Origin of the sequence: Actinoplanes oblitus (genome assembly GCF_030252345.1) — a bacterium.
Taxonomy (GTDB): domain Bacteria; phylum Actinomycetota; class Actinomycetes; order Mycobacteriales; family Micromonosporaceae; genus Actinoplanes; species Actinoplanes oblitus.
Genome location: NZ_CP126980.1, coordinates 3,396,841 through 3,419,622, shown reverse-complemented (window position 1 = coordinate 3,419,622; position 22,782 = coordinate 3,396,841). Strand labels below are relative to the sequence as shown.

Annotated in this window: 25 protein-coding genes and 1 pseudogene; 22 read left to right on the top strand and 4 right to left on the bottom strand. The window is 59.6% G+C overall.

The features are described 5' to 3' along the window. The first annotated feature begins 193 nt into the window (after positions 1-193). Positions 194-1,780 carry a serine/threonine protein kinase gene (locus Actob_RS15295; RefSeq protein WP_284920846.1) on the top strand — a complete coding sequence of 529 codons (1,587 nt, stop codon included), beginning with the start codon at positions 194-196 and terminating at the stop codon, positions 1,778-1,780. A gap of 135 nt (positions 1,781-1,915) precedes the next feature. On the opposite strand, the gene Actob_RS15290 is transcribed toward Actob_RS15295, so the two are convergent. Together Actob_RS15290 and Actob_RS15285 are read right to left on the bottom strand one after the other, a co-directional pair. Next, a complete protein-coding gene (locus tag Actob_RS15290; protein WP_284920845.1) occupies positions 1,916-3,652 on the bottom strand; it encodes a hypothetical protein in 1,737 nt (578 codons plus the stop codon). An 88-nt stretch (positions 3,653-3,740) separates the two neighbouring features. Then, positions 3,741-4,886 carry a CocE/NonD family hydrolase C-terminal non-catalytic domain-containing protein gene (locus Actob_RS15285; protein WP_284920844.1) on the bottom strand — a complete coding sequence of 382 codons (1,146 nt, stop codon included), beginning with the start codon at positions 4,884-4,886 and terminating at the stop codon, positions 3,741-3,743. 53 nt (positions 4,887-4,939) lie between these two features. On the opposite strand from Actob_RS15285, the gene Actob_RS15280 reads away from it, so the two are divergent. Then, a complete protein-coding gene (locus Actob_RS15280; protein WP_284920843.1) occupies positions 4,940-5,812 on the top strand; it encodes a tyrosine-type recombinase/integrase in 873 nt (290 codons plus the stop codon). 84 nt (positions 5,813-5,896) lie between these two features. Here Actob_RS15280 and Actob_RS15275 read toward each other — a convergent pair whose 3' ends face one another. Next, positions 5,897-6,067 carry a hypothetical protein gene (locus tag Actob_RS15275; protein ID WP_284920842.1) on the bottom strand — a complete coding sequence of 57 codons (171 nt, stop codon included), beginning with the start codon at positions 6,065-6,067 and terminating at the stop codon, positions 5,897-5,899. A gap of 259 nt (positions 6,068-6,326) precedes the next feature. On the opposite strand from Actob_RS15275, the gene Actob_RS15270 reads away from it, so the two are divergent. The 20 genes from Actob_RS15270 (at position 6,327) to Actob_RS15180 (ending at position 21,998) form a co-directional block, all read left to right on the top strand. Beyond that, a complete protein-coding gene (locus Actob_RS15270) occupies positions 6,327-7,316 on the top strand; it encodes a hypothetical protein (RefSeq protein WP_284920841.1) in 990 nt (329 codons plus the stop codon). A gap of 304 nt (positions 7,317-7,620) precedes the next feature. Continuing rightward, on the top strand, positions 7,621-8,301 hold the full coding sequence (locus Actob_RS15265; RefSeq protein WP_284920840.1) for an NUMOD4 motif-containing HNH endonuclease: 681 nt from the start codon (positions 7,621-7,623) through the stop codon (positions 8,299-8,301). A gap of 150 nt (positions 8,302-8,451) precedes the next feature. Further along, entirely contained in the window at positions 8,452-8,670 is a 219-nt protein-coding gene (locus Actob_RS15260) for a hypothetical protein (protein ID WP_284920839.1), read from the top strand. 467 nt (positions 8,671-9,137) lie between these two features. Beyond that, positions 9,138-9,410: an HNH endonuclease gene (locus Actob_RS44020; RefSeq protein ID WP_407653650.1), complete on the top strand. Its 273-nt coding sequence runs from the start codon at positions 9,138-9,140 to the stop codon at positions 9,408-9,410. Continuing rightward, a complete protein-coding gene (locus tag Actob_RS15255; protein WP_284920838.1) occupies positions 9,403-9,576 on the top strand; it encodes a hypothetical protein in 174 nt (57 codons plus the stop codon). Before Actob_RS44020 ends, Actob_RS15255 begins: the two co-directional genes overlap by 8 nt. Positions 9,577-9,796: 220 nt before the next feature. After that, on the top strand, positions 9,797-9,988 hold the full coding sequence (locus Actob_RS15250; protein WP_284920837.1) for a hypothetical protein: 192 nt from the start codon (positions 9,797-9,799) through the stop codon (positions 9,986-9,988). After that, positions 9,988-11,460 (top strand): terminase large subunit domain-containing protein, encoded by a 1,473-nt coding sequence (locus Actob_RS15245; RefSeq protein WP_284920836.1) that lies wholly within the window; start codon positions 9,988-9,990, stop codon positions 11,458-11,460. Before Actob_RS15250 ends, Actob_RS15245 begins: the two co-directional genes overlap by 1 nt. 146 nt (positions 11,461-11,606) lie before the next feature. Beyond that, complete coding sequence (locus Actob_RS15240) at positions 11,607-12,680, top strand: phage portal protein (protein WP_284920835.1); 1,074 nt, start codon at positions 11,607-11,609, stop codon at positions 12,678-12,680. After that, complete coding sequence (locus Actob_RS15235) at positions 12,673-14,265, top strand: HK97 family phage prohead protease (protein WP_284920834.1); 1,593 nt, start codon at positions 12,673-12,675, stop codon at positions 14,263-14,265. Before Actob_RS15240 ends, Actob_RS15235 begins: the two co-directional genes overlap by 8 nt. A gap of 26 nt (positions 14,266-14,291) precedes the next feature. Further along, positions 14,292-14,579 carry a hypothetical protein gene (locus Actob_RS15230; protein ID WP_284920833.1) on the top strand — a complete coding sequence of 96 codons (288 nt, stop codon included), beginning with the start codon at positions 14,292-14,294 and terminating at the stop codon, positions 14,577-14,579. A gap of 8 nt (positions 14,580-14,587) precedes the next feature. After that, positions 14,588-14,962: a hypothetical protein gene (locus tag Actob_RS15225; protein ID WP_284920832.1), complete on the top strand. Its 375-nt coding sequence runs from the start codon at positions 14,588-14,590 to the stop codon at positions 14,960-14,962. Between the two features lie 499 nt (positions 14,963-15,461). Next, positions 15,462-15,767 carry a hypothetical protein gene (locus Actob_RS15220; RefSeq protein ID WP_284920831.1) on the top strand — a complete coding sequence of 102 codons (306 nt, stop codon included), beginning with the start codon at positions 15,462-15,464 and terminating at the stop codon, positions 15,765-15,767. A 56-nt stretch (positions 15,768-15,823) separates the two neighbouring features. After that, the gene (locus tag Actob_RS15215) at positions 15,824-16,036 is read left to right on the top strand and encodes a hypothetical protein (protein ID WP_284920830.1); all 213 of its coding nucleotides are present in this window, start codon (positions 15,824-15,826) and stop codon (positions 16,034-16,036) included. Positions 16,037-16,180: 144 nt separating this feature from the next. Continuing rightward, positions 16,181-17,365: a phage tail tape measure protein gene (locus tag Actob_RS15210; RefSeq protein ID WP_284920829.1), complete on the top strand. Its 1,185-nt coding sequence runs from the start codon at positions 16,181-16,183 to the stop codon at positions 17,363-17,365. Further along, the gene (locus Actob_RS15205; RefSeq protein WP_284920828.1) at positions 17,362-17,877 is read left to right on the top strand and encodes a hypothetical protein; all 516 of its coding nucleotides are present in this window, start codon (positions 17,362-17,364) and stop codon (positions 17,875-17,877) included. Before Actob_RS15210 ends, Actob_RS15205 begins: the two co-directional genes overlap by 4 nt. Beyond that, positions 17,867-19,870, top strand: a complete 2,004-nt coding sequence (locus Actob_RS15200; RefSeq protein ID WP_284920827.1) for a hypothetical protein — start codon at positions 17,867-17,869, stop codon at positions 19,868-19,870. The genes Actob_RS15205 and Actob_RS15200 overlap by 11 nt, the downstream gene beginning before the upstream one ends. An 11-nt stretch (positions 19,871-19,881) precedes the next feature. After that, positions 19,882-20,232: a hypothetical protein gene (locus tag Actob_RS15195; protein WP_284920826.1), complete on the top strand. Its 351-nt coding sequence runs from the start codon at positions 19,882-19,884 to the stop codon at positions 20,230-20,232. 408 nt (positions 20,233-20,640) lie between these two features. Next, entirely contained in the window at positions 20,641-20,769 is a 129-nt protein-coding gene (locus Actob_RS15190; protein WP_284920825.1) for a hypothetical protein, read from the top strand. A gap of 275 nt (positions 20,770-21,044) precedes the next feature. Further along, complete coding sequence (locus Actob_RS15185; RefSeq protein ID WP_284920824.1) at positions 21,045-21,782, top strand: hypothetical protein; 738 nt, start codon at positions 21,045-21,047, stop codon at positions 21,780-21,782. Positions 21,783-21,791: 9 nt separating this feature from the next. Then, on the top strand, positions 21,792-21,998 hold the full coding sequence (locus tag Actob_RS15180) for a hypothetical protein (protein WP_284920823.1): 207 nt from the start codon (positions 21,792-21,794) through the stop codon (positions 21,996-21,998). Between the two features lie 97 nt (positions 21,999-22,095). Here Actob_RS15180 and Actob_RS15175 read toward each other — a convergent pair. Next, positions 22,096-22,761: pseudogene (locus Actob_RS15175) on the bottom strand (CocE/NonD family hydrolase); the annotation flags it as partial. Positions 22,762-22,782 lie beyond the last annotated feature (21 nt).

The window sequence follows — 22,782 nt, the reverse complement described above, 5'->3', positions numbered from 1 at the left end:
CGACACGCGATCATGTGGCGCCGCCGGCGAACCGTCCTACCGGTAGTCACCTGGCACCCGGCAGCTGCGCGACGTCCTCAACCGGCGATGGGAGGGCGTCGGCTGCCCCTCGAGCGGCCGGACCGGGCACCGGAGCGTGACGATCCACGTGGGTAGACTCCCGGGGCGCGAAAGCGGAAGGGGACAGATCCGAATGAGCACGCCGCTGCGCCCCGGGGACCCGGCCGGGCTCGGCCGTTACGAGCTGGTCGGACGGCTCGGTGAAGGCGGCATGGGCACTGTCTACCTGGGCCGGGACAGTGACGGTGGACGGCTTGTCGCGATCAAGATGGTGCGGCCGGAGTTTGCGCACGAGACCGAGTTCCGGGGACGGTTCCGCAGTGAGGTGAACCGGGCCAAGCAGGTGCCGTCGTTCTCGACCGCCGAAGTGCTGGACGCCGATCCCGATCATGAGCCGCCGTACCTGGTGGTGGAATACGTCGACGGGCCGAGCCTGGCGGTGGAGGTGCGGGAGCGGGGGCCGCTGTCCGGAGCGGCGCTGCAGGGTGTCGCCGTCGGGATCGCCACGGCGCTGACCGCGATCCATGGGGCCGAGGTGATCCATCGGGATCTGAAACCGGGCAACGTACTGTTCGCTCGCGGTGGCATCAAGGTGATCGACTTCGGGATCGCGCGGGCGTTCGAAGCCACCAGCCAGCACACCCGCACCGATCAGATGGTCGGCACGGTGTCGTACATGGCGCCGGAAAGGTTCGATCCGGTCAATGGGCGGCCGGCCACCCCGGCCGCTGACATCTTCGCCTGGGGCGCCGTGGTGGTGTTCGCGGCGACCGGCCGGAGCCCGTTCGCCGCCGATTCGGCCGCCGGGACGGCGATGCGCATCCTCACCAGTGAGCCGGATCTGACCGGGGTGCCGGAGTCGCTGCGCGGCGCGGTGGCATGGACGCTGGCAAAGGACCCGGAGGCTCGACCGACCGCCCGCGAGCTGCTGGATCTGCTGTTGGCGGGCGAGGCGTCACGTCCGGCGGCGGCCACCGCCACGGCCGCGGCGACGGAGAACGCGCCGGTTCCGGTCCCAGCGAAGCGTGGGCGTAAGGCCGCCGTGATCGCCACCGCGGTCGCCGTGCTCGCCGCGACCGGTGCCGGGCTGACGATCCGTGGTCTGCGCGATGACAGCCCGGCGACCACCGGCGCGACGTCCCCCAGCAGTGCCGTCGCCGCCAAGCCCGGCTTGGCCGGCACCGCCTCCGGTGAACCCGCCTCGGGCAGTGCCGCATCGAGCCGGCCGGCGCCGAGACCGTCGGCACGGTCGCTGTCACCGCTCGAGAAACTGCAGGCCATCCGGAACGGCAAACGCAAGACCCTGATTCACTCCGTGCAGCTCGACCAGGACCTGGCGATGGAGTCGCACTACACCGAGATCGAGGCCGGCGACGGCACCGGGCGGAAGTCGGAGTTCGCGCTGATCCCGGCCGGCGTCGACTTCCTGGTCCAGTCACTGGCCGCGTCGACACCCGGCCGTCCGGTGTGTCTCGGTGTCCGGCTCACCGAGGAGTCGGCGAAACTGACCCAGTCCGAATGTTTCACCGGGCCGGGAACACAGTTCGAGCTGATTCCCGCCGAGAAGAAGGACGACCAGGGCCGGCCGGCGTACTACATCTACAACGACTCCAGCGGTTACCTGCTGTGGGATGGTAAAAGCTTCTATGTCCAGGAGGTCGGCGACGGCGACCCGATCTACACGTTCAGTTTCGTCGACCGCGGCCCGCTGCCCAGCTGACATCCTCTTGTGGCAATCGCTGATCGAGACGGTGCCCAAGAGATCCTCGAGAGGCGGCAAGCTCGCCGGCTCCGACGGTCTCGCGCGGCCCTGTGCGGATGGCGCGACCCGGCGGACGTGTGCCGGTCAGCGGTCTCAGCGGCGCCACGCCTCCCTGATGTTGATCAGGAGGACCAGCACGGCCGCGAAGAAGAACGCGAAGTTGACCACGTACCGCCCGTCGAACCAGAGCAGCGCGAGCATGGCGATCAGCGCCCCGGCCAGCACCAGACGCAGCAGCACGGCGAGCAGTTTCTCCCGGACCAGGCCCTCCACCACGAGCAGCAGCAGGAGGAGGATCAGCGCTGTCTGCTTGCCGGCGATCGGCAGCGGCGACACCAGCGCGCCAATCGCCCACAGGATCAGCGGCGTGCTGAGCACCGCCCACCAGGACCGGGCCCGGCCGAGGAAGCCGGTCGCCGACTCCATCGGCAGCCGCCGGTGCATCAGGTGCGCGTGCGGGTCCGGGGTGATCGGCCCGGCGGTGGTGGCCCGCTGCTGCTCGTCGGCCAGCCGGGTGCGTTCCAGCCGCAGGCCGAGCAGCCGCTGCTCGGCGGCGGCGAGGGCACGCACCTCGGGCGCGGCGGCGGGCAGGCCGGCCGCCGCCTCCGCGAGGTCGTCGCGCAGGGCGCCGATCTCACGGTCCAGGGCCGCGAGCCGGTCCTCGTTCCGCTTCGCGCGGATCTCGACCAGCCGGCGTTCGGCGGCCGGGTTCGGTGCCACCTTGGCCAGCCCGGCCCAGCCCACCGGGTCCGCCCAGGACGGCCGGACCCGTCCGTCCCGCGCGTAGCGGGGACCGGCCGGCCCGCGTTCCCCGCCGAGCCGGTCCCGGGTGTCCCGGCCCCACAGCCCGCGGTAGTCGCGCACCCATGGCGTGTCGTCGTCGATCAGCACCGGGTGCCAGCCCTCGCCCTGGCCCGGCCCGATCGCCCGGCCGTCGCCACGGGCGTAGTCGACGTACGGGATCCCCAGCGTCCGCCGGTCCTCGGCGGACCAGGGCGCCAGCAGCCGCGCCGACCAGCGCAGCGCGGTGACCAGGCCGCGCAGCTTCGGCGGCCGCACCGTGATCAGGTAGTCGCCGGGCAGGTACGCCCCGGAGTGCGAGCCGGCCCCGACGAAGACCACCGGGTGCCGGTCCTCGGCCAGGGTCAGATCCGGGTCGTCCCAGCGGCGCCGCAGGTCGTCGCCGACCTCGTCGTGCGCGGAGAAGACCACCCAGCGGGCCGGCGGCAGCCCGTCCCGGTCGGTCACCCCGGTCCCGTCCAGATAGACGGTGACCTGCTCCCAGTCACCCTCGTGCTCGTTGACCCCGCCGAACGCCGAGCGCCAGTTGTTGAAGCTGTAGAAGTACCAGTACTGGCAGACGATCCACGGGTCGTCGCGCAGCACCCGGCCGTAGTAGGTGGGCCGGTGCGGCTCCAGGTGGTCGCGCTGCAGCAGGAAGGAGTGTGCGGCGCTGCCACCCGGCAGGCTGCCGCGGAACAGCAGCGAGAACCGGTTGAGCGCGTCGACCAGCCGGGCGGTCGGGCCGACCGAGGCGAGGCGGCTGGCCCGGGGCAGGTGCGGCGGACGCTCGCGCAGCGGGATGTGCGCCAGGTGTTTCTCGGTGCCGCCGATCCCGGACAACGCGCCGCCGCCGGCCGCGGCCAGCGTGTCCAGGGTCAGCTCGCCGGGCCCGGCCACCCGCACCGGTCCGGTCCCCGGCACGGTCCGCCAGAGTCCGGCCCGGCTCACATACCGCTCGACGGAGATCGGAAAGAACCACTCCCCCTCGGTGAACCGGGCCACCGGCTCGTAGGCCCGCAGCAGGAACAGGTCGTCCTCGATCCCCAAGCCAGTCCTCCCCCACGGCTGTGCCTGAGGTTATCCGCCGCCGCCCGGCCGGGCGGCGGCAGGTGGAAGACGGACCGGATCGCCGGCCTCACCCCTTACCGGTCAGGCGCACCTCCAGCTTCGAATGGCCGGGCCGGACGGTGACCACGGTGCCGGCCGGGTAGCGCAGCGTGTGGTCCCGATCCGTGGAGATCAGCACCACGCCGATCCGGTGGCCCGCCGCGAACACGTGGTCGGTCGTCTGCAGGTTCCACCGGAAGGTGTACTCGCGGCCGGCCACGATCGGGGTGGTCACCGACCGTGAGAAGCGGTTCCGTACGTCGAGCCAGCCGCGGGTGACGATCTCGTACGGGGTCGTCGCGGTCACGTACTCGCGCCGGTTGAAGCAGCCCGGGTCGCCCTCCACGCCGGGACCCACGCAGTCCTGCTCGGGCAGCGTGCGCAGCCCGGCGTACCGGTCCGCGGCGCCGTAGTCCACCAGCAACGCCGTCAGGTACGGCGAGTCACCGGCCAGCGACGCCCGTACGGTGATCTCCGGCGTCCCGGTCAGCCGGGTGTCCCTGGTCAACGGCGGGAACCGGTACGCCAGCCCGCCCCCGTCGGCGACGATGTCGTCGGCGGTCCGCGCCGGATCGTCGACGAACGTCTGCCGCCCCGCCCCCGGCAGCCGCAACGTGGTAGCGGCCGGCAGCGGCCAGGTCCGGGACGTCTGCCAGTGGTTCGGCGCGGTCTCCACGTCGGCCATCGGCTCCCGCATGATCCCGGTGTCGATCCGGTAGAGCCAGAAGTCGAACCAGCGTTGCAGCGTCGCCAGCCAGACGTCCCGCCGGACGTTGAACGGGTCGGTGTGCGCCGCCTGGTGCAGCCAGATCTTGCGGGGCACGTGCCGTCTGCTCAGCGCGTCCCACCACTGCCCGGCCTGCCCGGTACGCACGTTGAGGTCGTGCAGCCCGTGCACCAGGAACACGCTGGCCCGCACCCGGCCGACGTCGCGCAGGTAGTCGCGTTCCGCCCAGAACCGGCTGTAGTCCCCGGTCTCCCGGTCCTGCGCCTTCTCGATGGCGTCCATCACCGGCGCGCAGACCTCCGGGTTCTTCCGGGTCAGCACCGCACGGGCCAGCACGTCCAGATCCTCGCCCTGGAAGCCGCCGGGGGCGACGACGCCGCCGTTGGCGCGGTAGTAGTCGTACCAGCGGACCTGGACGTGCTCGCGAGAGCCGTGCTGACCAGGCAAAACGCAGAGTCAGTGCCGGGGCTGAGGTGTGCTTGGCGTGGTAGGAGGAACGGATGGACGAACGTCGCGTCCGAGCAAGTTACGCACGGTACATGCGGCTCAAGGGTCGGTCTGAGGAAACGATCGATCTCTACGAACGTGTGTGGAAACTATTCCGGACCACCTGTAGCGAAGCTCTAGAGGACATCACCCGCGCCGACGTGGAGGAATTTCTAGATCTACGCCGGGCCAGTGTGAAGGACACGACCGTCGCCCGTGACTGGTGCTGTCTGTCCCCGTTCTTCGCATGGGCGGTCCGTGAAGAATATTTAGAACGCAACCCGATGAAGCTGATCCCCATGCCTGGCGCTGGTGATACTCCCCCGCGTGTCCTAAGCAACGAGGAGCTAGGAAAATTGTTCAGGGCTACCCAGGGCACCAGTTATCGGCAACGTCGTAATCACGCGATCCTGAGGCTGATGAGTGAGGTAGGGGGACCTCGACGCTCAGAGATCTGCAACCTGCGGATGGATGACATTGATTGGTCGGCTTCTCTGGTCACGGTGTCAGGCAAGACCGGTACACGTCGGCTGGTGTTCGGTGACCGGACCGGGGCTGCGTTGGAAAGATTTATGAAAGTCCGTGACCGTATGTCGTGGGCCGGTACGGAGTGGCTGTGGCTCGGTAAGGCACCGATGGGCCACAACACCCTGGCATATATTTTGAAATCCACGTGTGACCGGGCGGGTATCGATCCGATTTCCGCGAAAATCCTGAGGCACACTGCGGCTCACCGGGCCATGGACAGCAAGGGTTTGAGCACCACCGATCTGCAGGTGGCGTTCGGGTGGAAGTCGGCGCACATGCTGAACGTGTACGGCAGGCAGTTGAAGGAGTCACGGAGCATGAACGCAATTAGGCGTCTGGGCCTCTCAGATCAATTCTGACGGCCTAACGTAGGATTAGGGTCCCCGGCTACCAGAGAGACCACTACAGGCTCTCACACGCAATCTGGTAGCCGGGGCTTTTCTTTAAAGAACATTTTTGGCGTAGTTGGTGAGTAGTTCCTCAATCTTCCAACTGTCATGCCGGTCCGGATAGGGCAGGTCTCGCAGAGATACGGCAAGGTCCACTAGCCCTTGCAGCTCGGCAGGCGTGATGTCGCTGGGAACGGTCACGGTAGCTTCGTGGGTGTTGGTCATGGGCACCATGGTTCGGGGCCGGGCCGGAATGGTCAAGAACCAGTTTCTAGAATTCCCGCCAGTCACTCTAGTTAACGCCAGAATTACCAGAAACACCGCTCGCGCTCGGGAATTAGAAGTATTTGGAGTCTAATTCCCGAGCCGATACAGTAGATATGTCACTCATCTGTCGGTGATAGGCGGGTCCAGGTTTAGTCCGAGCTTGGACCCGCCGCCTGGCAGAGGTGGCCCAGGTAATCGACAGAATTGAGATAACTTTATGAAGATTTCGTTTTATCCGGAACAGACACCGGAAGAAAAACGTGCGTCCCGCATCCGTAAGGGCCGACAGTACGCAAACAGGGCGCGAGCGGCTAAGTACGATCAGGCGCAAGCCAAGCTGACTACCGCTGAGAAGCGAATTCGGAAAATTCTAAAATCACCGTGGTCCAGGGCCTGGTATGCAAAAGTCCAGGATTACGCGAACGGTGACACGGGCGACTACAACAGCCGGTGGGATTGTCTACGGGACCTAGCGATCCGGGGACGGTCGCTGGAGCTGGCCGGGAACATCGACGACGAAGGTTCGTTCACCATCCTGGCGTGGGCCGGTCATGAGAATGGTGACTTTGAGGATCGGAACTTCCACCGAACCATCATGCGTGGTCGGGCCTACGCGGACACCAACCATCTAGAGGGTCTACACGGAAATATGCGCAATAGCATATGCGCAAGAGAAGTAGATATCTCCATTGGGTACCAAGTGCAGTCCCTAGCCGACTACACATCTACTACTTCCATGCCACGCGGAAGTAAAACCTTTGCCTACACGATCATGAATTACGCCAAGGCTTCCAATACCGATACGGTGACTTTGTCACTCAGAGTGATGGCTAAGGCGTTTGGGTGGAAGTCTGATAATTCTGTTCGTCAGCACATCGCCAAGGTGGAGAAGTTTGGAATCTTCACCCTGGATCATGGCCGGGAATACAACAAAGGGTCTGGTCCGCAATCGATAACTTTTCGTCTGGACCTGGATCGGTTTCCCGCTGAGCCGGTAGCGGAGGCCGTGGTAGACCTGGACCAGTTCAAAGACGTAGCTGAGGCGTTCCGGTCGGCTCGGAAGGCTCGGGCTGGTGAGGAACGTCAGCGTCGGGCGGATTACCGGAAATCTACAAATACGTCAGCGGTGGTTGATCCTGAACCTAAACCGGATCACGCGGATTTCACCGCTTGGCTTCACAATTTCGTCAATGGAGGTAATTCATGATTCATGAACCGGATCATTATCTATATCTTTACGGGGAACGCGCCAAGGGCTTAGTGCTCTACCCGAATAACCCGAGTACGTAGAGCTGGGCGAATTCCTGAAGCTGTACCCCTGGTCAGACGTTCAGTACCCGAACATTGTCCGTACGACATTCATCATCGATCCGAACTGGAGATAAACCATGGATTCTCGGAAATATTTCTAAGAAAGTTCCGCATAACGGCCCTAAACGCGCGGTTCAGTAGCTTCCAGATCCGATATTCCCTAATGACGATATTTATTCATCGCATTGGGTGGGTCTGGCATGGAAGAGATTTGGTTACCCCTGTTCGGGCAGACCTGGTACGAGGTGTCCAATCTGGGCCGCGTTCGTAGCTGGATCATCAACGCCCGGAGCCAGGAACGCCTAGAGGAACCGGTAATTCTAAATACTTGGCTAAGTAGCCACGGGTACCCATGTGTCAGCGCCGGGCCTCGTGGAAAAACACGCGCTCAGCAGGTACACACCCTGGTCCTGACCGCGTTCGCCGGTCCTCGCCCGGATGGGCCTGGTCGCTGGGAATGCCGCCACATCGACGGTGATAAAACCAACAACAGGTGGCCGGAAAATCTCAAGTGGGGTACCGCCAAGGAGAACGGCGAGGATCGCGCCCGTCTACATGAGATATCTCGTGGCGAGGAACGCCATAACAGCGTATTGACCGCTGAGGTTGTCGTACAAATGCGTGAACGCTACGCCCTAGGTGGAGTCACCTATCAGGAACTAGCCATTCAATACGGACTCCACAGCGACACGATCGGACAGATCATCCGTGGCACTCGCTGGAAGCATTTCGGCGGTCCGCGTACGTCACTCGGCAAGGGTCACGGGAGAGGCGGGAATCGTGGTAAAAATCCAGTTCCATCCACGGAACCAGATAAGACCTACGCGTTCGATAAGGACGGTCAGGGTTACTTCATCAACAAACATGGACGTCTCGTATGAGGTCACCGTCCACTGTACGTGTCTGGGCTTTGCGTACACAAAATGCTGTAAACACATTCTCCGAGCGATAGGAAAATCATGAAATATGATCTAGCGTCAAACGCCCCGATAGTAGTGGATATCGAGCTTCATGAAGGATCGGGGACAGCGATGGCCAGCGACGGTGTTACCACGCTAAAGATGTTCATGGTGGACACTTTGCTCTCCAATGGCTCGCGTGGCCCGGTGGTCTACTCCGCTGAGGCTATGTGGAAATTATTCTGCACGCTCCACGATCTGTTAGGCGCGCAGTTTCACCAGATGATCGACACTCCGGAATATGCGGAGTTCATGAAGGATTACACAACCGATGGAGGCCACCATGGCTAAGCGCACCAAAAAGGATGAAACCCCGGTAACTCTGGAATCACCGGAGGAACTACCGCAGGCGGATTCGTACACTCCCCCGTCCATGCCCAACGAAGCTGCCGACCCTGAAATGCCGCATGAGGAAACACGCCCTGAGACACGTGCAGAGCGACGGGCACGGCAACTGATGGGAATGGACGTAGAGAACGCTGAGACCCTGGAGAATTAGTCATGAGCGTACGCCACGCACTAGGAAGACGAGCAGCCCCGAAACGCCCTACCGGTCCCGAGCCTGTGACACCCACAGAGGACATAGATCATGAAATTGCGGAGGCTTACAGTCGTGCCCTTCACGCCCAGAGAAAACTACACGCACTGATAAAACTTGCCTGCCCTGGTGAGCATAAGTTCGTGCAGTTCCGCGATGGACGGAAAGCCTGGTGCGTGGTGTGCCACTACTCGATAGACGGAACGCGGGTGCACCGGTAATGGCTACATCACATCACTGTTCAGCGTGGACGCGACTCAATTCGCTATATCTGGATGGGATCACACTGTGCGCCTATGAATGTGGACGAGTAGCAGACACAGGAGATCATGTAATCCCCTGGTCAACCGGCACATGTGAAGAACTCTGCAACGAACAGAACTACTTGCCTGCCTGCCGGGTTTGCAACTCCAGTAAAAGTAACGGGCTACCTCCACGCAAACCCTACCGCTCCGAGCTGTACCTACAGATGAAAGAACAAAGCCATGGATGATAACGACTTCACCGAGTTCCGCAACGAAGTAGAACTACTGCGCCAAGCGTACGGAAACCTGGCGACCAGAGTGAGCGATCAGGAATACAAACTGAATAGATTACTGGACCGGGCACAAAACAATATCCCTAATCCACCTGCGGAATCCGAAACAAATCCAGAATAAACCCACGGTTTTTTCAGCCACGACGCTGCAACACCCCCGAATCCGTGAAAGCGAATCAGAGGCGAATGGAGTGTTGACATGGCGAATTGACGGGCAGGGGTACCTGAATGAAGGCGAGACGATACAAATGGCTCAGAGACAGCACCAGAGCGCTAAGGGGGGTTTGCCGGTAACCCTCGCAGACGGTGTCAGAAAATTCTGTGAGGACTATCCAGAGTGCATGAAGCCGGTGAACCAGCCGCTCTACCTCATCGTTCTCACTACCGCCATCCTGGTTGACCGTACGCCTAGCGCTGCTCTGATCCGTGAGTTCGGGATCAATAATACGAAGCTGCGGAAAGCGATTCTCGGTGAATCTCTGGATAAAGAACCGTCACTCGCTGATATTATCGCGGCGGCTGGTGATGAGTGATGACGCTGCTACTTCCACAGTTTCACACTTCCCCGCTTTCCGAGGATTTCACCAGCGCTGGCCCGAAGCTCCGCAAGGTTTTTGAGGCGGTCTGGAAAGATCCGCAGACGGGCAAGTTCATGAAACTGGACGAGTGGCAAGCCTGGCTGATCGACAGGATTCTAGAAACATATCCACCTGGTCACCGATTCGCGGGTGAGCTTCGCTATCGCCAAGTTGTCCTCTGTATTCCTCGCCAACAGGGTAAGAGCCTGATAGCCGCGTGCCTGTCGTTCTATTTCCTGTTCATGCATGTCCCGCAGGCGAACGTGATCGGGACGGCTGGACGTAACGAGAATCAGGCGAAGATTGTTTACAAAAGATTCCGTGACGCCATCCTGGCTAGCACGTTGTTGCGTAAAGAGTTCGGCCGGACACCGGGCATGGGCATGATGACGACGAAGAGCGGCTCGGCGTACAGAATCTATCCGTCCAACTCAGACGCACTTCAGGGTGAGCCGATCACGGGCGGCATCTGCGACGAGCTACATCTCATGAAACAAGATGTGTGGGATGCGGTGGTCTACGGGCAGCGTGCGCAGAACAAATCCATGTTGATCGGGTTGTCCACGGCGGGCGACGACAAATCCGAGCTACTGGAAAATCTGATCACGCAGGGGAAGGCCCTGACTGAAGAACACGATCCAGAGTCGCGGTTCGGGTTCTTTATGTGGCAGGCACCGGAAGATCTGCGGTGGGACAGTCCTGAGGCGGTGTTGTCCTGTAACCCGGCCGTTGCGTGTGGACGTGTGCCGGTGGAACGAATCCTGGAAGACCTGAAGACGACCATGCCGGAAGATTACCGGCGCTACACATTGAACTGGACCGCGAAGTCTAGATCCGGCTGGATGGATATGTCGCGGTGGCGTCTGGCTAAACGTAAGTGGCCGGAATTGCCCGTCAGTCCCACGGTGGCGGTCGCCGAGTTCACCCCTGGAAATACTTACGCGACGATCGTCCTAGCCGGTCACGACACAAATAACATGATCCACACCTACACCCTGCGGATCATCCTGGAGCCGACAAATGCTGAGGTGGCTGAAGACCTGGCCATGCTGCGATCGTTCTATCCGGACATTGTGATCGGGTTGGATTCGATAGACGGGCGAGACGTTACCGAGCGTCTGAAGAACGTGGGGATAGAGACCCGTCAAATATCTCTGGGGACCTACGCGAACGCGGCTGTCTGGCTGCTCAACGCAGTGGACAAGGGTAAGGCCACCCACGACGGTAATGGTCAGCTACAGCTACAGGTATCCAAAGCCGTGATGAAAGTTCTCCCGCGTGGAGGCTATCGTCTCGCCACTGCGAAGAACGGTCACGTAGACATGGTGAAGGCGACTGTAGAGGCTGCCTATATCGCGAACATGGTGAAGGACGAGCAGAAAGTAGAAATACCGCTCTACTTCTCGTCACCGTGGGGTGGATATTAATAACTTCCTGCCGATAGTCCCTTAGTGAATGCATTCATCACTTTTTGGTGGTCACTATGGGATTCTTCCGAGACATATTCTACGGTCCCCAACTACCACCTGCACAAAATATAGAAACACGGGCTATCACACCACCACAACCAGATATGGCCGCTCCGGTAACTCCACGGCAATTGGCCGCCCCGTACCGGGGTGTTTCTATTGAGGAAGCGCTACAGGTCCCAGCGGTCTACCGCTCGGTGAATACCGTAGCCACCCTAGTTTCCTCGCTCACCATCGACGCTGTCCGCAATGGTCAGCCGTTGAAAACACAGCCTGCGTTAGTGCGCAAACCTAACCTGGACTGTTCACGCCGGGCGTTCGTCTACGACACGGTTATGTCGATGGCGCTGCACGGTGAGTTCTTCTGGTACCACCCGCGCACAAATATTCTAGAAGTTCCATCGAATGTCGCCGTTCTGGCCCCTCTGGATGTCCAGGTCTATATGGATGACAACGGGATCGTTCAATATCGACGTAATACTTTTGCCGGCTGGGTCGAAGTTCCGAGGCTCCACATTACTCACGAGAAGCTGACTCGCCTGCCTGGCCTGCGTGGACGTGGACCAATCCAGACGGCCCCGCTCGTGATCTGGGGAGCGCTCAAGCTAGAAGAGTTCGTCGGGATGTGGTGGGACGAGAATCAAATCCCCGAGGGGCTGCTCTCCACCGATCAGGATATTTCACCGGACCAGGCACGTCGCTGGTCAGACGAGTGGATGAAAGCCCGGAGAGAAAACCGTACCGCTGTGCTCGGCAAGGGTCTGCGATACGAAGTCATCGAGATTGATCCTCAGAAAGCTCTCTACACAGAGGCTACAAAGCTTAAGACCGTCCAGATAGCTCAGCTATTCGGAATCCCGGCCGCGATCCTGGACGCCCCGTCCGGGGACTCGCAGACGTACGCGAACGTCCAGCAACGTCACCAGGCTCTACGGGATTACACGCTCCGTTCCTACCTAGACCCCATTGAGGGTGCGTGGGGGGAACTTCTACCTACCGGCACGTTCGCCCGGTTCCGCACCGACGAATTACTTCGGATGGACGAAGCCGCTCGGGCCACTTTCTATTCACAGGCTTCCGGAAACCAACCCTGGCTACTCGTAGACGAGATCCGGGACCGGGAAGGGCTACCGCCTATAAATCAAGAAACATCAGTAGATGGAGGCAGCAATGTCTGAAGAAATGATTCGGTACACGGCTGACCTACAGCTACGTGTGGCCGACGAAAATCCCGACGAACAAGATTCCACTAAGGGCAGGACCCTTGAAGGAATCGCACTCAAGTACAACGATCCCACCGAGCTAGGCCCTGGCGTTATCGAACGGGTCGCCCCTGGAGCATTTGAGGGATCGCAGCACGTTGTCTTGCGCGACGAACACGCCCGGACGATTGGAACCGTGGATTGGCGCGATGAGGACGACGCCGTTCGTATTACCGCTCGGGTCGCGAAGACTCAGGCGGGTGATGAAGCTTTGGAATTGGTCCGCAGTGGAGCGTATCACGCTCTATCAGTCGGCTTTCTTCCAAAAACCGGTGGGACCCAAATAGAACCAGACGGAATGATCACGCGAACCGCTGCGCGATTGTTCGAAGTATCCCTGACAGGAATCCCCGCATATGAGAACTCGAAGATTCTCGAAATGCGTAAAGCTGGGCAGCCAGCAACGAAAGGAAATATCATGCCTAACGATGAAAAGCTGGCAACTCTTGAGACAGAGGTATCCCAGCTCCGAGAAATGAACGAAGACCTACAACGACGGATGGCTACTTTCTCCGTCCCCGGCTCTTCAGGCCCCACCGTCCTAGGTGCGCAGTACCGGTCCGCTGGTGAATGGATCAAAGCCATCGCGAACGGTGAAGACGAAGCGATCGAGCTAGCGAACCAGTGGAAGAACCTGGAGACACGTGCCTACAACGGAACCACCACGGGCAACGTCGCCCCGGCCGGTGTCGTCCCGCCCGCATGGGTCACGTCCACCCTGGAGTTCGTCCAGCGCAACCGGGTGACTCAGGAAGTCTTCACCCGTCAGGCTTTGCCGGCTCAGGGCATGAGTGTGGAGTATCTGTCCGGCGCAGCGTCCACACTCCAGATTCAGGAGCAGGTCAACCAGGGTGACGTACTGGCCTTCGGTAAGTTGAGCTTCGACGCTTCCACCGCGCCGATCAAGACCTACGGCGGTTACACGTCCTTCTCCTTCCAGGCGATCCGTCGTCTACCGGTGAACGTCGTGGACATGGCCTACCAGGAGTTGGTCAACCAGGCCACGTTCCGCAGTAACGCTGCGACCCGTGCAGCTCTGGCCGCTCTGACTCCCACGACTGTCGCTCGTGGTGGAAACACCATCGCTAATTGGGAAGCCGCGATCATCAACGGTGTCTCTCAGATGGCGTCCAGCGGGATCGGTCGCCCCGCTGAGTTCCTGCTCGTGTCCCTGGATGTGTTCCAGGCCATGGCGGGTGTACGGGACGGCTCAGCCCGTCTGCTCACTCCTACCGGTGGCTCTGCCCAGCTCTCAGCCGGAAGCCTCAACGCTGGTGCTCTCTCCGCTGAGGTTCTGGGTCTGCCGGTCAAGGTAGACACCACCCTGGCCGCTGGTACCTGCCTGCTGGCGAACTCACAGGCACTCATCACCTTCGGGGATGCGACTCCTACCCGCCTCACCCAGGACGACATCACAAATCTCACCACTGAGATGAGCGTCTACTACGAACAGGCAACCGCGATCCCGTTCGCCGGTTCAATCATCTCTATCACCGCGTAAATCAAGATTCATGAGGGGAGGCAGCCATGCCTAATCTAGACGACGCCGAAGCGTATATCCGGGACAACGGCACGGTTGCTTCCAAGCTGGATACTGCCCGCGCGATGATTGAAGAATATGTCGGTGAAGCTTATGTTCCTGAGTCGGTTCTCAACGAAGCTACGTTAGCTCTGGCTCAGGAACTTTTCACCCGGCAGAAGTCCCCCGGTGGGTTCGTCCAGTTCGGGGGTTCAGAGGTGGCCGGAAGACTATCCCGCGATCCTATGGAGCCTATCCGTCCGATGCTCAAGCCCTGGCTTAGCCCGTTCGCGTAGGAGTTCATATGGATATAGATGCTGCACGCGACGATCTACGGACGGACCTGGAACCGCTCGGGATTCCTACCCACTTCGGACCGATGGATAAAGATCCGCTGGTGCTTCCGGCCCTGGTGATCGTTCCTGCTCGTACAGGTCCGTGGGTAGAGCCTGGCCAGACATTCACCGTGAACCGCTATCACTTTGATCTGATCTTTCAGTGCACGGGCGACGATACCGACGCTGCGATGAATCAGATCATCGACTTTGTTTCTAGATTTTCCAGGCTGCGTTCTACTTGGACTCACGGGTTCACGGTGGAAGCTCCGTATCAAGTAAATGCGGGTGCGGCAACCTGGGTTGAAATATTAATCCACGTATCTAACCAGAGGGAGGGCTAGAAATGGCTCCCGTATATTCACGATTGCTGGTCCTCACTCTCGGCGGTGTGGACGTATCTTTTGAAGTCACTAGCGCGAAGATCCGTAAAGCCGATGCCGATTCGGGTGCGGTCACATTGGCTGAGGCTCGGGCCGGTGGAAAGTATGACTACTACCTGGACGTCGCCTACCTACAGGATCTATCCACCAACTCCACCTGGTCACGTGTCTACGACCACGCTGGTTCCACAGTGGCCTACCGAATCGGTCAGGCCGATGACGACGGTGCTCTAGACACGACTCAGGCGTACATGAGCGGGAACGTCATCATTTCCATGGGTGAGGGGGACCTAGATCTTTATGGTGGCGAGGCGGATGCAGATCCGTCAGTCCGTCCCACCTCAGAGGTTTCCTGGAAATGTACCGCTAAGCCTGTAGTGACGAGGCCGTAATGGCAGGGGGATTGCAGGTAGAGGGACTGTCCAAAGCCATTAAGGCTCTGGAGAACCTAGGCGTATCCGTGGATGATCTCAAGGCAGCTTTCGCTGTTATTGGTGATGAAGCGAAGACGCAGGCTACCCGCTACTCCCCTCGTTCGTCCGGCCGTCTGATTCAGACTGTCAAAGTTTCTAAATCTAAAAACAGGGTCAACGTCAAAGCTGGATCGGCTCGCATCCCGTATGCGGGGGTTCAGAACTACGGTGATCCGAAAAGAAATATCAGTGCCGTCCGATTCATGCAGCGTGCGGATTCGGCTGTACGACCCATGGTAATACCCACGTTAGAGCGTGAACTATCAGCGCTCATCGAGAAGCAAGGATTATGAATATGAGTGTACGACCCAAAGTAGAACCCACGTACGACGCACCACTATCTGTTGCGATGAACGATCTCAACGGATTCGAGTACATGGGGATTCAAAAGAAGTTCGGTCAACCCTTTGAGAAGTTATCCGGTGCCGAGCGTGCCATGGGCGTGTATTGGGCTCTGGTTAACCGCAAGGAATCAACACCATGGTCCGTCGTGGAAAAGATACCCATGTACGAACTGGTGGGATATTTCCAGCCCGAGGATGAAGCCGACCCAAAAGAATAGAACGTAACGACGAAGCTCTAGAAATGGCTTCGTTCTGTCTACTGACGAACGTTGCCCCTAGCGAATACCGGTACCTGTCCATGTGGGAGCGGAAGGCATTTATCGAAAAAGCGCAAGAGCTAGCGAAGAAGAGGAAGTGAAGCCATGGCGGGTAATCAGATATCTATCGCGATCGTCGCTAACGCTCGCCCCGCTGTTCAATCGATGGCGGAAACATCCTCTGCCGCAGAGCGGATGGGAACGTCGTTCGATCAGTCATCCAGCCGCATCTCTAGTTCCGTCGATAAGATTTCGTCCAGCACAGGCGGTCTGGTTTCCAAGGTGGATAACGCGGGCCATTCGTTCGATGAACTGGGCGAAAAGATGGGTAACGGTGCTTCTAAATCCGCACAGTTCGCCGGTGGTATCGGTGACCTAGGTGGAGCCCTGGCACAAATACCCGGCCCGCTCGGATCTCTCGGTTCCGGCATGGAGGCATTAGGCCCATCGCTCATGGGTATCGTCGGTGTCTTCGATCTCCTAGAACTGGCCATGAATGCTAGTTCTCTGGCGTTCCTCCGGACAGCGGCTGCGTCGGTCGTTCAAAAGGCAGCAATGATCGGTGGAGCAGTGGCCACGGGGGTCATGACGGCTGCACAATGGGCACTCAACGCAGCCATGTACGCGAATCCGATCGGGCTGGTCGTCCTGGCCATCGTCGCCCTGGTCGCTATATTCGTCATCGCCTACAAGAAGTCCGAAACTTTTAGAAATATTGTGACCGCTGCCTGGGAGTCCATCCGGGACGCAGCCGTTGCTGTATTCGGATTCGTCGGTGATTTTATCGGTGGCGTTTTCGACGATATCGCTGGACTGTGGCAAAAATTGATGGATTTGCCGGCTAAGATGCAGGAAATCGGCGTGTCCATCGTAGAGGGCATCGGGAGCGGTATTCAGTCCGGCATGAACTGGATAAAGGATAAAGTAGGCGACCTGGCTCACCTGCTGCCTGACTGGCTGGAGAAAATACTTCAGATCCACAGCCCATCACGTCGCCTGTTCAAATCCGGTGTAAACGCGATCCGTGGTTTCGCCCTAGGCTTCCGGACGCTCACCGCTAAAGATATCGTCTCGCCGCTCGCTAAGGGTTTGTCCTCCACGTCGTTCACGATGCCCAGCGCACAGGCCACCCTGGACGCCACAGGAACCGTATCGGGTAGCAGCACCACAGTGGTTCACAACAACACGATCAACGTCCCGGACACAGCCACTAACCCGTACCTGTACGGGCAGAAGGTCGCAGAGGGATTGGCTTCGTATAAGCGGCTAGGCGGGGTGATCCCGACATGATCGAACAATATGATTTCACCAAGCTACGGGTAGAGCGTCAGATCTCCACGGGTGAATGGAAAGAAATCCCCACGGCTAACTTCACCTACACCGCGAATGTCGATCCTGATGAGAACGACGTATTCCTGTTCGGCTCGGAGACAGCCACGTCCAGCGTCACCAGATATTCCACTACTACGAACAGTTCGGTGTACGCACCCTGGAATGTGGGAGACAAAATCCGGTGCCGGTACGTGGATAGATCAGGGACCAGCCATATCGTCTCTGGGTCATATTTCATCGTGGACACAGTCAAAGTCACCCGCACACAAGGGATAAGCCCTAAGACATGGCGATACGACTTCAGTTGCACCATGGTCGGTAAATATGCCCTGGCCGCTTCCAAAGTTGTGTGTTACCCGGACCTGCCTAAAGAGTCCGCATACAAGCGGCTGTCCAGATTCGTGACTATCACGAATCTGGTCATGACCGAATCGGAATCTGAAGTGGAGGTGTTGGCAGATGGTAGCTAACGTCAACGTCGAGCACTATTACCCCGGCCAGACGATACCGCTCGGTGAACTTTCTTCCGGTGACGGATGGACAGCAACGTGGAATAACCGGTTCGTCTATGACTTACCGAAGCTGGCCCCTAACGATTCCTGGCTTCCTTGGTATGTCTACAACGAACCTGGTGGTGATTATTACCGCCCTACCGCTCAGCGTAATGGTGCATGGCATGTCCTGTTTAATATCACCGGTGAGGGCAAGGCCGTTGATTTCTTTCTACAGGCACAGCACCAGGGCTGTGTGATGACGATCTGGAAGCGCACCGGGATCGGTACGCAGGCGTTCCAGAAGTGGGAAGACCCTGCACACCCGACGAACACCACCTACTACCGTGATGAATGGGGTGGTGGAAACAACGGCCTGCCCTGGGTGTTCTATGCCTCCGGTACTCCGTTCTATCCGGACAATCCTGATGAGGGAGAATCACTGTCCACCTATGCAGCGTTACGCGTGACCCTGGAAGCCAACGAAACCTATTACATCGAAATAGGCTCGTCTAGCACAGATAACCGGCTGGGTGCTGGTGACCTCGGATATTTCCAGAATTTCCGGTTCAATGTGAAGTACACCGACATGCCGACCAACGATCTACGCGCTAACGCTAAGACTGTCAACATCGGAGCGTCCGGCACGTACAACGACATTGTCATGAACGAGGGATTCGGGCAGAGCTTTACGCCTGAGGACGACCCGACCCCGGATTACTACTACAATCGCCAATATCGTACGGCCTGGTGGAAGTACACACCCAAGGAATCAGGCCAGGTTACTGCGTCGTTCGCCCTGACCCCGGAAACTCTGGCCGGTACAGCGTTCTCTCTGGTGATGTGGCAACGAATCGAGCTGGGCCAACTAGTCGAACGGGCCAGAGTGGAGAATAATCCAGGTTCTCTGACCTACGACGTGGACGCTGACAAGGATTACTACTTCTCCATAGGCTTCCGTAACGATCCGCAGTATGTCCAGGGTGGGCAGCAATACCAGATATCCGTTCACGGCCCCAAAGCTGGCGACACAATCGGGACTGAAGGTGCACCGCCTGGTAACGACAAACGCGCTAATGCATGGATCATCCCCACCACGGGCGGGGTAACTGCTAACTCTGATATCACGTACGCCACTAAGGATACCGGGGACTACGGAGATCCATGGGCGTTGAAATACGAACAGAGTGTCTGGTGGAAGTGGACATGCACCTACGGTGGTCAGGCCGAAGTAGATCTGCGGTCCAGCCTGTACAGCTCTGACGAAATGCTGTGGATGCAAATCATTGACGCGTCCGATAACGACAACCTCGTGATACAGAGATCCATCGTCGATAGCCCCTTGCGGTTCAAAGTAGTAAAAGGACACACGTATTTCTTCTGCGTGGGGGTGGTCCAGCATTCCTCTCTCCCAAAACTCAACAACGTCTGGGTAGCGCTGACCCTGGACCCACCGATAGCTCTTCCGACCAAACCCGGCACGAAGAAACCGAACCCTAAAACACCGGTGAAACCGAAACCGCCTGCCTGCTCCACAATTCTTGATTTAGTGCGCGAGTACCAGAAAGCCAGCGGACACGGGGTCTGGTTCATCAACGCTACGAAAATTGCGGTGTTCGATCCGTTCGACCTGCCCACGCCCGCAAACTTTGACGAAGACCTGGGGACGTACTACTACCCCACTGTGGAGGCCACCAGCGCAGCGAAATCCAAAGTGCTACGCCTGGACGCCGGTTCCACTGATATGACCGCTAGAGCGGACCTGGAAACGAACGACATCGGGATTGTCACCGGGGATTGGAAACTTCCCATGCCTCTGCCGTTCCCTGATACCTACGCTCCCCCGGTCACCCGGATCACCATGTCATTCACGGCAGAGGGGTTCCGGGCTAGTGCAGAGTTCATGTTCACCGATGAACCATTGAGGATCAAAGCCACCGAAATAGGTAGCACCCAATATGATGATGAGTAGGAGTAGCACCCATGAAGACCCGAGAAAGATATCCCATCGTCATAGACGTGGGTACAACGTTTCGCATGGCGGTCAAGCCTGGTGAGTACCAGCAGGATCAGAAATATTATTACGACACGACCGAGCTGGCCTCTGTGACCTTCCAGATCCGCTCGGCTGAGTACAGCTACAACCACAAATATTCCATGAACTACCAGGATGGACTGTGGCACGTAGTCATCCCCAGCGCGGTCACCGGCACGTACGCCCCGCACAAATCCATGTACTACGTGATAGACGGGGTTTATGCGTCTGGTGACGTGAAACGCCTGTTGGAAGGTCCCGTGCAGATTCGGCCTATCGGTGGAACGGGGCGGTTCTAATGGATTTCATCGAAGTATACGAACTAGACCCCGGTGTGACGTTCGTAGAGGCAGCGACGCTCACCCCGACAACATTTATCGAGGGTAATCTGACCGGCCCGATGGGAAAGCCTGGCCCGGCTGGTCCCCCCGGCCCGCCCGGTGAACCTGGTCCCGCTGGCGGCCCGCCCGGTCCTCAGGGAATTCCCGGTCCGAAAGGCGATCAGGGCATTGCTGGCCCGCCCGGTGCTGACGGGGCTAGCGCAACGCTGGCCATCGGTTCTGTGTGGACTGTTGATCCTGGTAGTCAAGCGGTTGTAGAGAACACTGGAACGAATCGTGATGCCGTAATCAACTTCATGATCCCGCGTGGTGATCCGGGCTCGGCCGGGAAGAGTGCCTATGCGATATGGCTCGATGGAGGCAACCATGGAACCGAAGCAGATTTTCTTAGCTCTCTGCGAGGTGCGCCGGGTCAGCCGGGAAATCCAGGGGCTGATTCAACAGTGCCTGGACCTGCTGGCTCAGATGGAGAGTCAGCGTATGAAGTCGCTCTAGCTAACGGGTTTGTCGGTACTGAGGCTCAGTGGCTCGCGTCCTTGAAAGGTGAACGGGGTGACACAGGCCCGGCATCGACTGTTCCAGGCCCGCAGGGACCGCCTGGACCCGCATCTACGATTCCCGGACCTCCCGGTAAGGATTCGACCGTTCCAGGCCCGCAGGGACCGCCTGGGGCCGATTCTGTGGTGCCAGGACCGAAAGGCGATCCGGGCGCAGCCGCGACGATCGCTGTAGGCACAGTGACTACGGGTGCGCCCGGATCGAATGCGTCGGTGACAAATACCGGGTCAAGTTCAGCCGCAGTCCTCAAATTCACCATTCCGCAAGGGCCGAAGGGCGATGCGGGAAGTACTGGCGCTGCCGGGCCGGGCGTGCCGATTGGCGGTAGCCCTGGGCAGATTCTTTCCAAGGTTGATTCCACGGATTACAACACGATGTGGATTGCTGCTCCGAGCGGTAGCGGTTCTGGTGGTTTCAGCCAGAACGGAAACGCTGCCTGGATTTCCGGGAAGTGGGTCGATTCGCGGGTTCAGTACGGGGCGTACTCCTCTGCCGCCCGTACAACCAATCTTTTGCTAGCGACCACACTGGTAGTTCCAGTGACAACCACCTTCAATGCGATCAGTGTAAATCTTAGTGCGTCAGCAACGGGCAACCTTCGGATGGGTTTGTATAACGCCTTATCCAACGGTGTACCGGGTGCACTTCTGGCTGAAGCCACGGTGACGCTTGGCGCTGCTGGTCTATACCAGGCGGTTATCGATGTAACTGTTTTGCCAGGGCTTTACTACATCGCTTCCATCACTAATAGCACCAGCACCGGGTTTCCTCTGCTTTCTACCACTGGCGTACGGCCTGTATACAGCACGGATGCGGGTGCTGGCCCGAACAACAACATGTTCATGGTTTCAAACTCGGCCTACCTGACGGCCTTACCGAATCCGTGGCCCAACACCGCATATACAGGGCTGGCAGGCTCGCCGCCCATGATTTCACTGAAGATTGCCTAGGAGAGCGGCATGGCTATCACTAATGTTTTTACGTACAAGGATGGCGAACTTATCGGGACTGAGCAGATTGAGGTTCCTGACGAACCAGTAATCGATTCACGTACTGCGGAAGAAATCGCCTTGGATGAGATCAACGCAGTATCGACTACAGCAGCGAAAATAAATGCACTGGTCCGCTACATCGAACGGAAGGCGGCCGAAGGTAACGCAGAGTGACGATCCTTCGATCGGATAAGATGGAATCTCGCCCTACAGTTCGCCTGGTAGACAGGCCCTCTGGGGGCGAGTGACATATTTCTATAAGCGCAGCTCAGCCCTGGAAGCCGCCGGGCGCGACGACTCCGCCGTTGGCGCGGTAGTAGTCGTACCAGCTGGAGATGCCGGCGATCGGCACGATCGTCTCCAGCCCCTGGACGCCGGTGGCCGCCACCGCGTTGGGCAGCGTCCCGTTGTAGGAGACCCCGATCATCCCGGTGCGCCCGGTGGTCCAGCCGGCCCGCACCGGCTTGCCGGCCGCGTCGACGGCCCGGGCCCGCCCGTTCAGCCAGTCGACGACGGCCTTCATGCCGAGTGTCTCGTTGCGCCCGCCGGAGGTGGGGCAGCCGTCCGAGCCGCCGGTGCCGAGGCTGTCCGCGAAGACCACGGCATAGCCGCGCGGCACGAAGTAGTTGTCCAGATAGCCGGAGAAGACGATGTCCGGGGGCGCGGACGAGGCGAGACTCGCGGCACCGCTCCGGTCGACGTCGTCATGGTTCGGTACGTCGTTCAGGCCGGCGTAGTACGGGCTGGCCTGGAAGATCACCGGGACCTTGGTGCTGGTCGCCGGGCGGATGATCCGCACCGCCACCCGGTCCGGCCGCCCGTCCGCGTCACTGTCCACAGCGGTCTGCACCCAGACCTGCTCCCGGACGGCGCTCGCGTAGTCATACGTCGGCCGGGCTCCCGACGATGCCGAGGCGGGCGCCGGCGTCACCAACATGGCAATCACGGCAATCGATGC

Coding starts and splice junctions, on each gene's coding strand:
- Actob_RS15295 (WP_284920846.1), top strand. CDS start 194: ATGAGCACGCCGCTGCGCCCCGGGGACCCGGCCGGGCTCGGCCGTTAC.
- Actob_RS15280 (WP_284920843.1), top strand. CDS start 4,940: ATGGACGAACGTCGCGTCCGAGCAAGTTACGCACGGTACATGCGGCTC.
- Actob_RS15275 (WP_284920842.1), bottom strand. CDS start 6,067: ATGACCAACACCCACGAAGCTACCGTGACCGTTCCCAGCGACATCACG.
- Actob_RS15270 (WP_284920841.1), top strand. CDS start 6,327: ATGAAGATTTCGTTTTATCCGGAACAGACACCGGAAGAAAAACGTGCG.
- Actob_RS15265 (WP_284920840.1), top strand. CDS start 7,621: ATGGAAGAGATTTGGTTACCCCTGTTCGGGCAGACCTGGTACGAGGTG.
- Actob_RS15260 (WP_284920839.1), top strand. CDS start 8,452: ATGGCCAGCGACGGTGTTACCACGCTAAAGATGTTCATGGTGGACACT.
- Actob_RS44020 (WP_407653650.1), top strand. CDS start 9,138: ATGGCTACATCACATCACTGTTCAGCGTGGACGCGACTCAATTCGCTA.
- Actob_RS15255 (WP_284920838.1), top strand. CDS start 9,403: ATGGATGATAACGACTTCACCGAGTTCCGCAACGAAGTAGAACTACTG.
- Actob_RS15250 (WP_284920837.1), top strand. CDS start 9,797: ATGAAGCCGGTGAACCAGCCGCTCTACCTCATCGTTCTCACTACCGCC.
- Actob_RS15245 (WP_284920836.1), top strand. CDS start 9,988: ATGACGCTGCTACTTCCACAGTTTCACACTTCCCCGCTTTCCGAGGAT.
- Actob_RS15240 (WP_284920835.1), top strand. CDS start 11,607: ATGGCCGCTCCGGTAACTCCACGGCAATTGGCCGCCCCGTACCGGGGT.
- Actob_RS15235 (WP_284920834.1), top strand. CDS start 12,673: ATGTCTGAAGAAATGATTCGGTACACGGCTGACCTACAGCTACGTGTG.
- Actob_RS15230 (WP_284920833.1), top strand. CDS start 14,292: ATGCCTAATCTAGACGACGCCGAAGCGTATATCCGGGACAACGGCACG.
- Actob_RS15225 (WP_284920832.1), top strand. CDS start 14,588: ATGGATATAGATGCTGCACGCGACGATCTACGGACGGACCTGGAACCG.
- Actob_RS15215 (WP_284920830.1), top strand. CDS start 15,824: ATGAACGATCTCAACGGATTCGAGTACATGGGGATTCAAAAGAAGTTC.
- Actob_RS15210 (WP_284920829.1), top strand. CDS start 16,181: ATGGCGGGTAATCAGATATCTATCGCGATCGTCGCTAACGCTCGCCCC.
- Actob_RS15205 (WP_284920828.1), top strand. CDS start 17,362: ATGATCGAACAATATGATTTCACCAAGCTACGGGTAGAGCGTCAGATC.
- Actob_RS15200 (WP_284920827.1), top strand. CDS start 17,867: ATGGTAGCTAACGTCAACGTCGAGCACTATTACCCCGGCCAGACGATA.
- Actob_RS15195 (WP_284920826.1), top strand. CDS start 19,882: ATGAAGACCCGAGAAAGATATCCCATCGTCATAGACGTGGGTACAACG.
- Actob_RS15190 (WP_284920825.1), top strand. CDS start 20,641: ATGGAACCGAAGCAGATTTTCTTAGCTCTCTGCGAGGTGCGCCGGGTC.
- Actob_RS15180 (WP_284920823.1), top strand. CDS start 21,792: ATGGCTATCACTAATGTTTTTACGTACAAGGATGGCGAACTTATCGGG.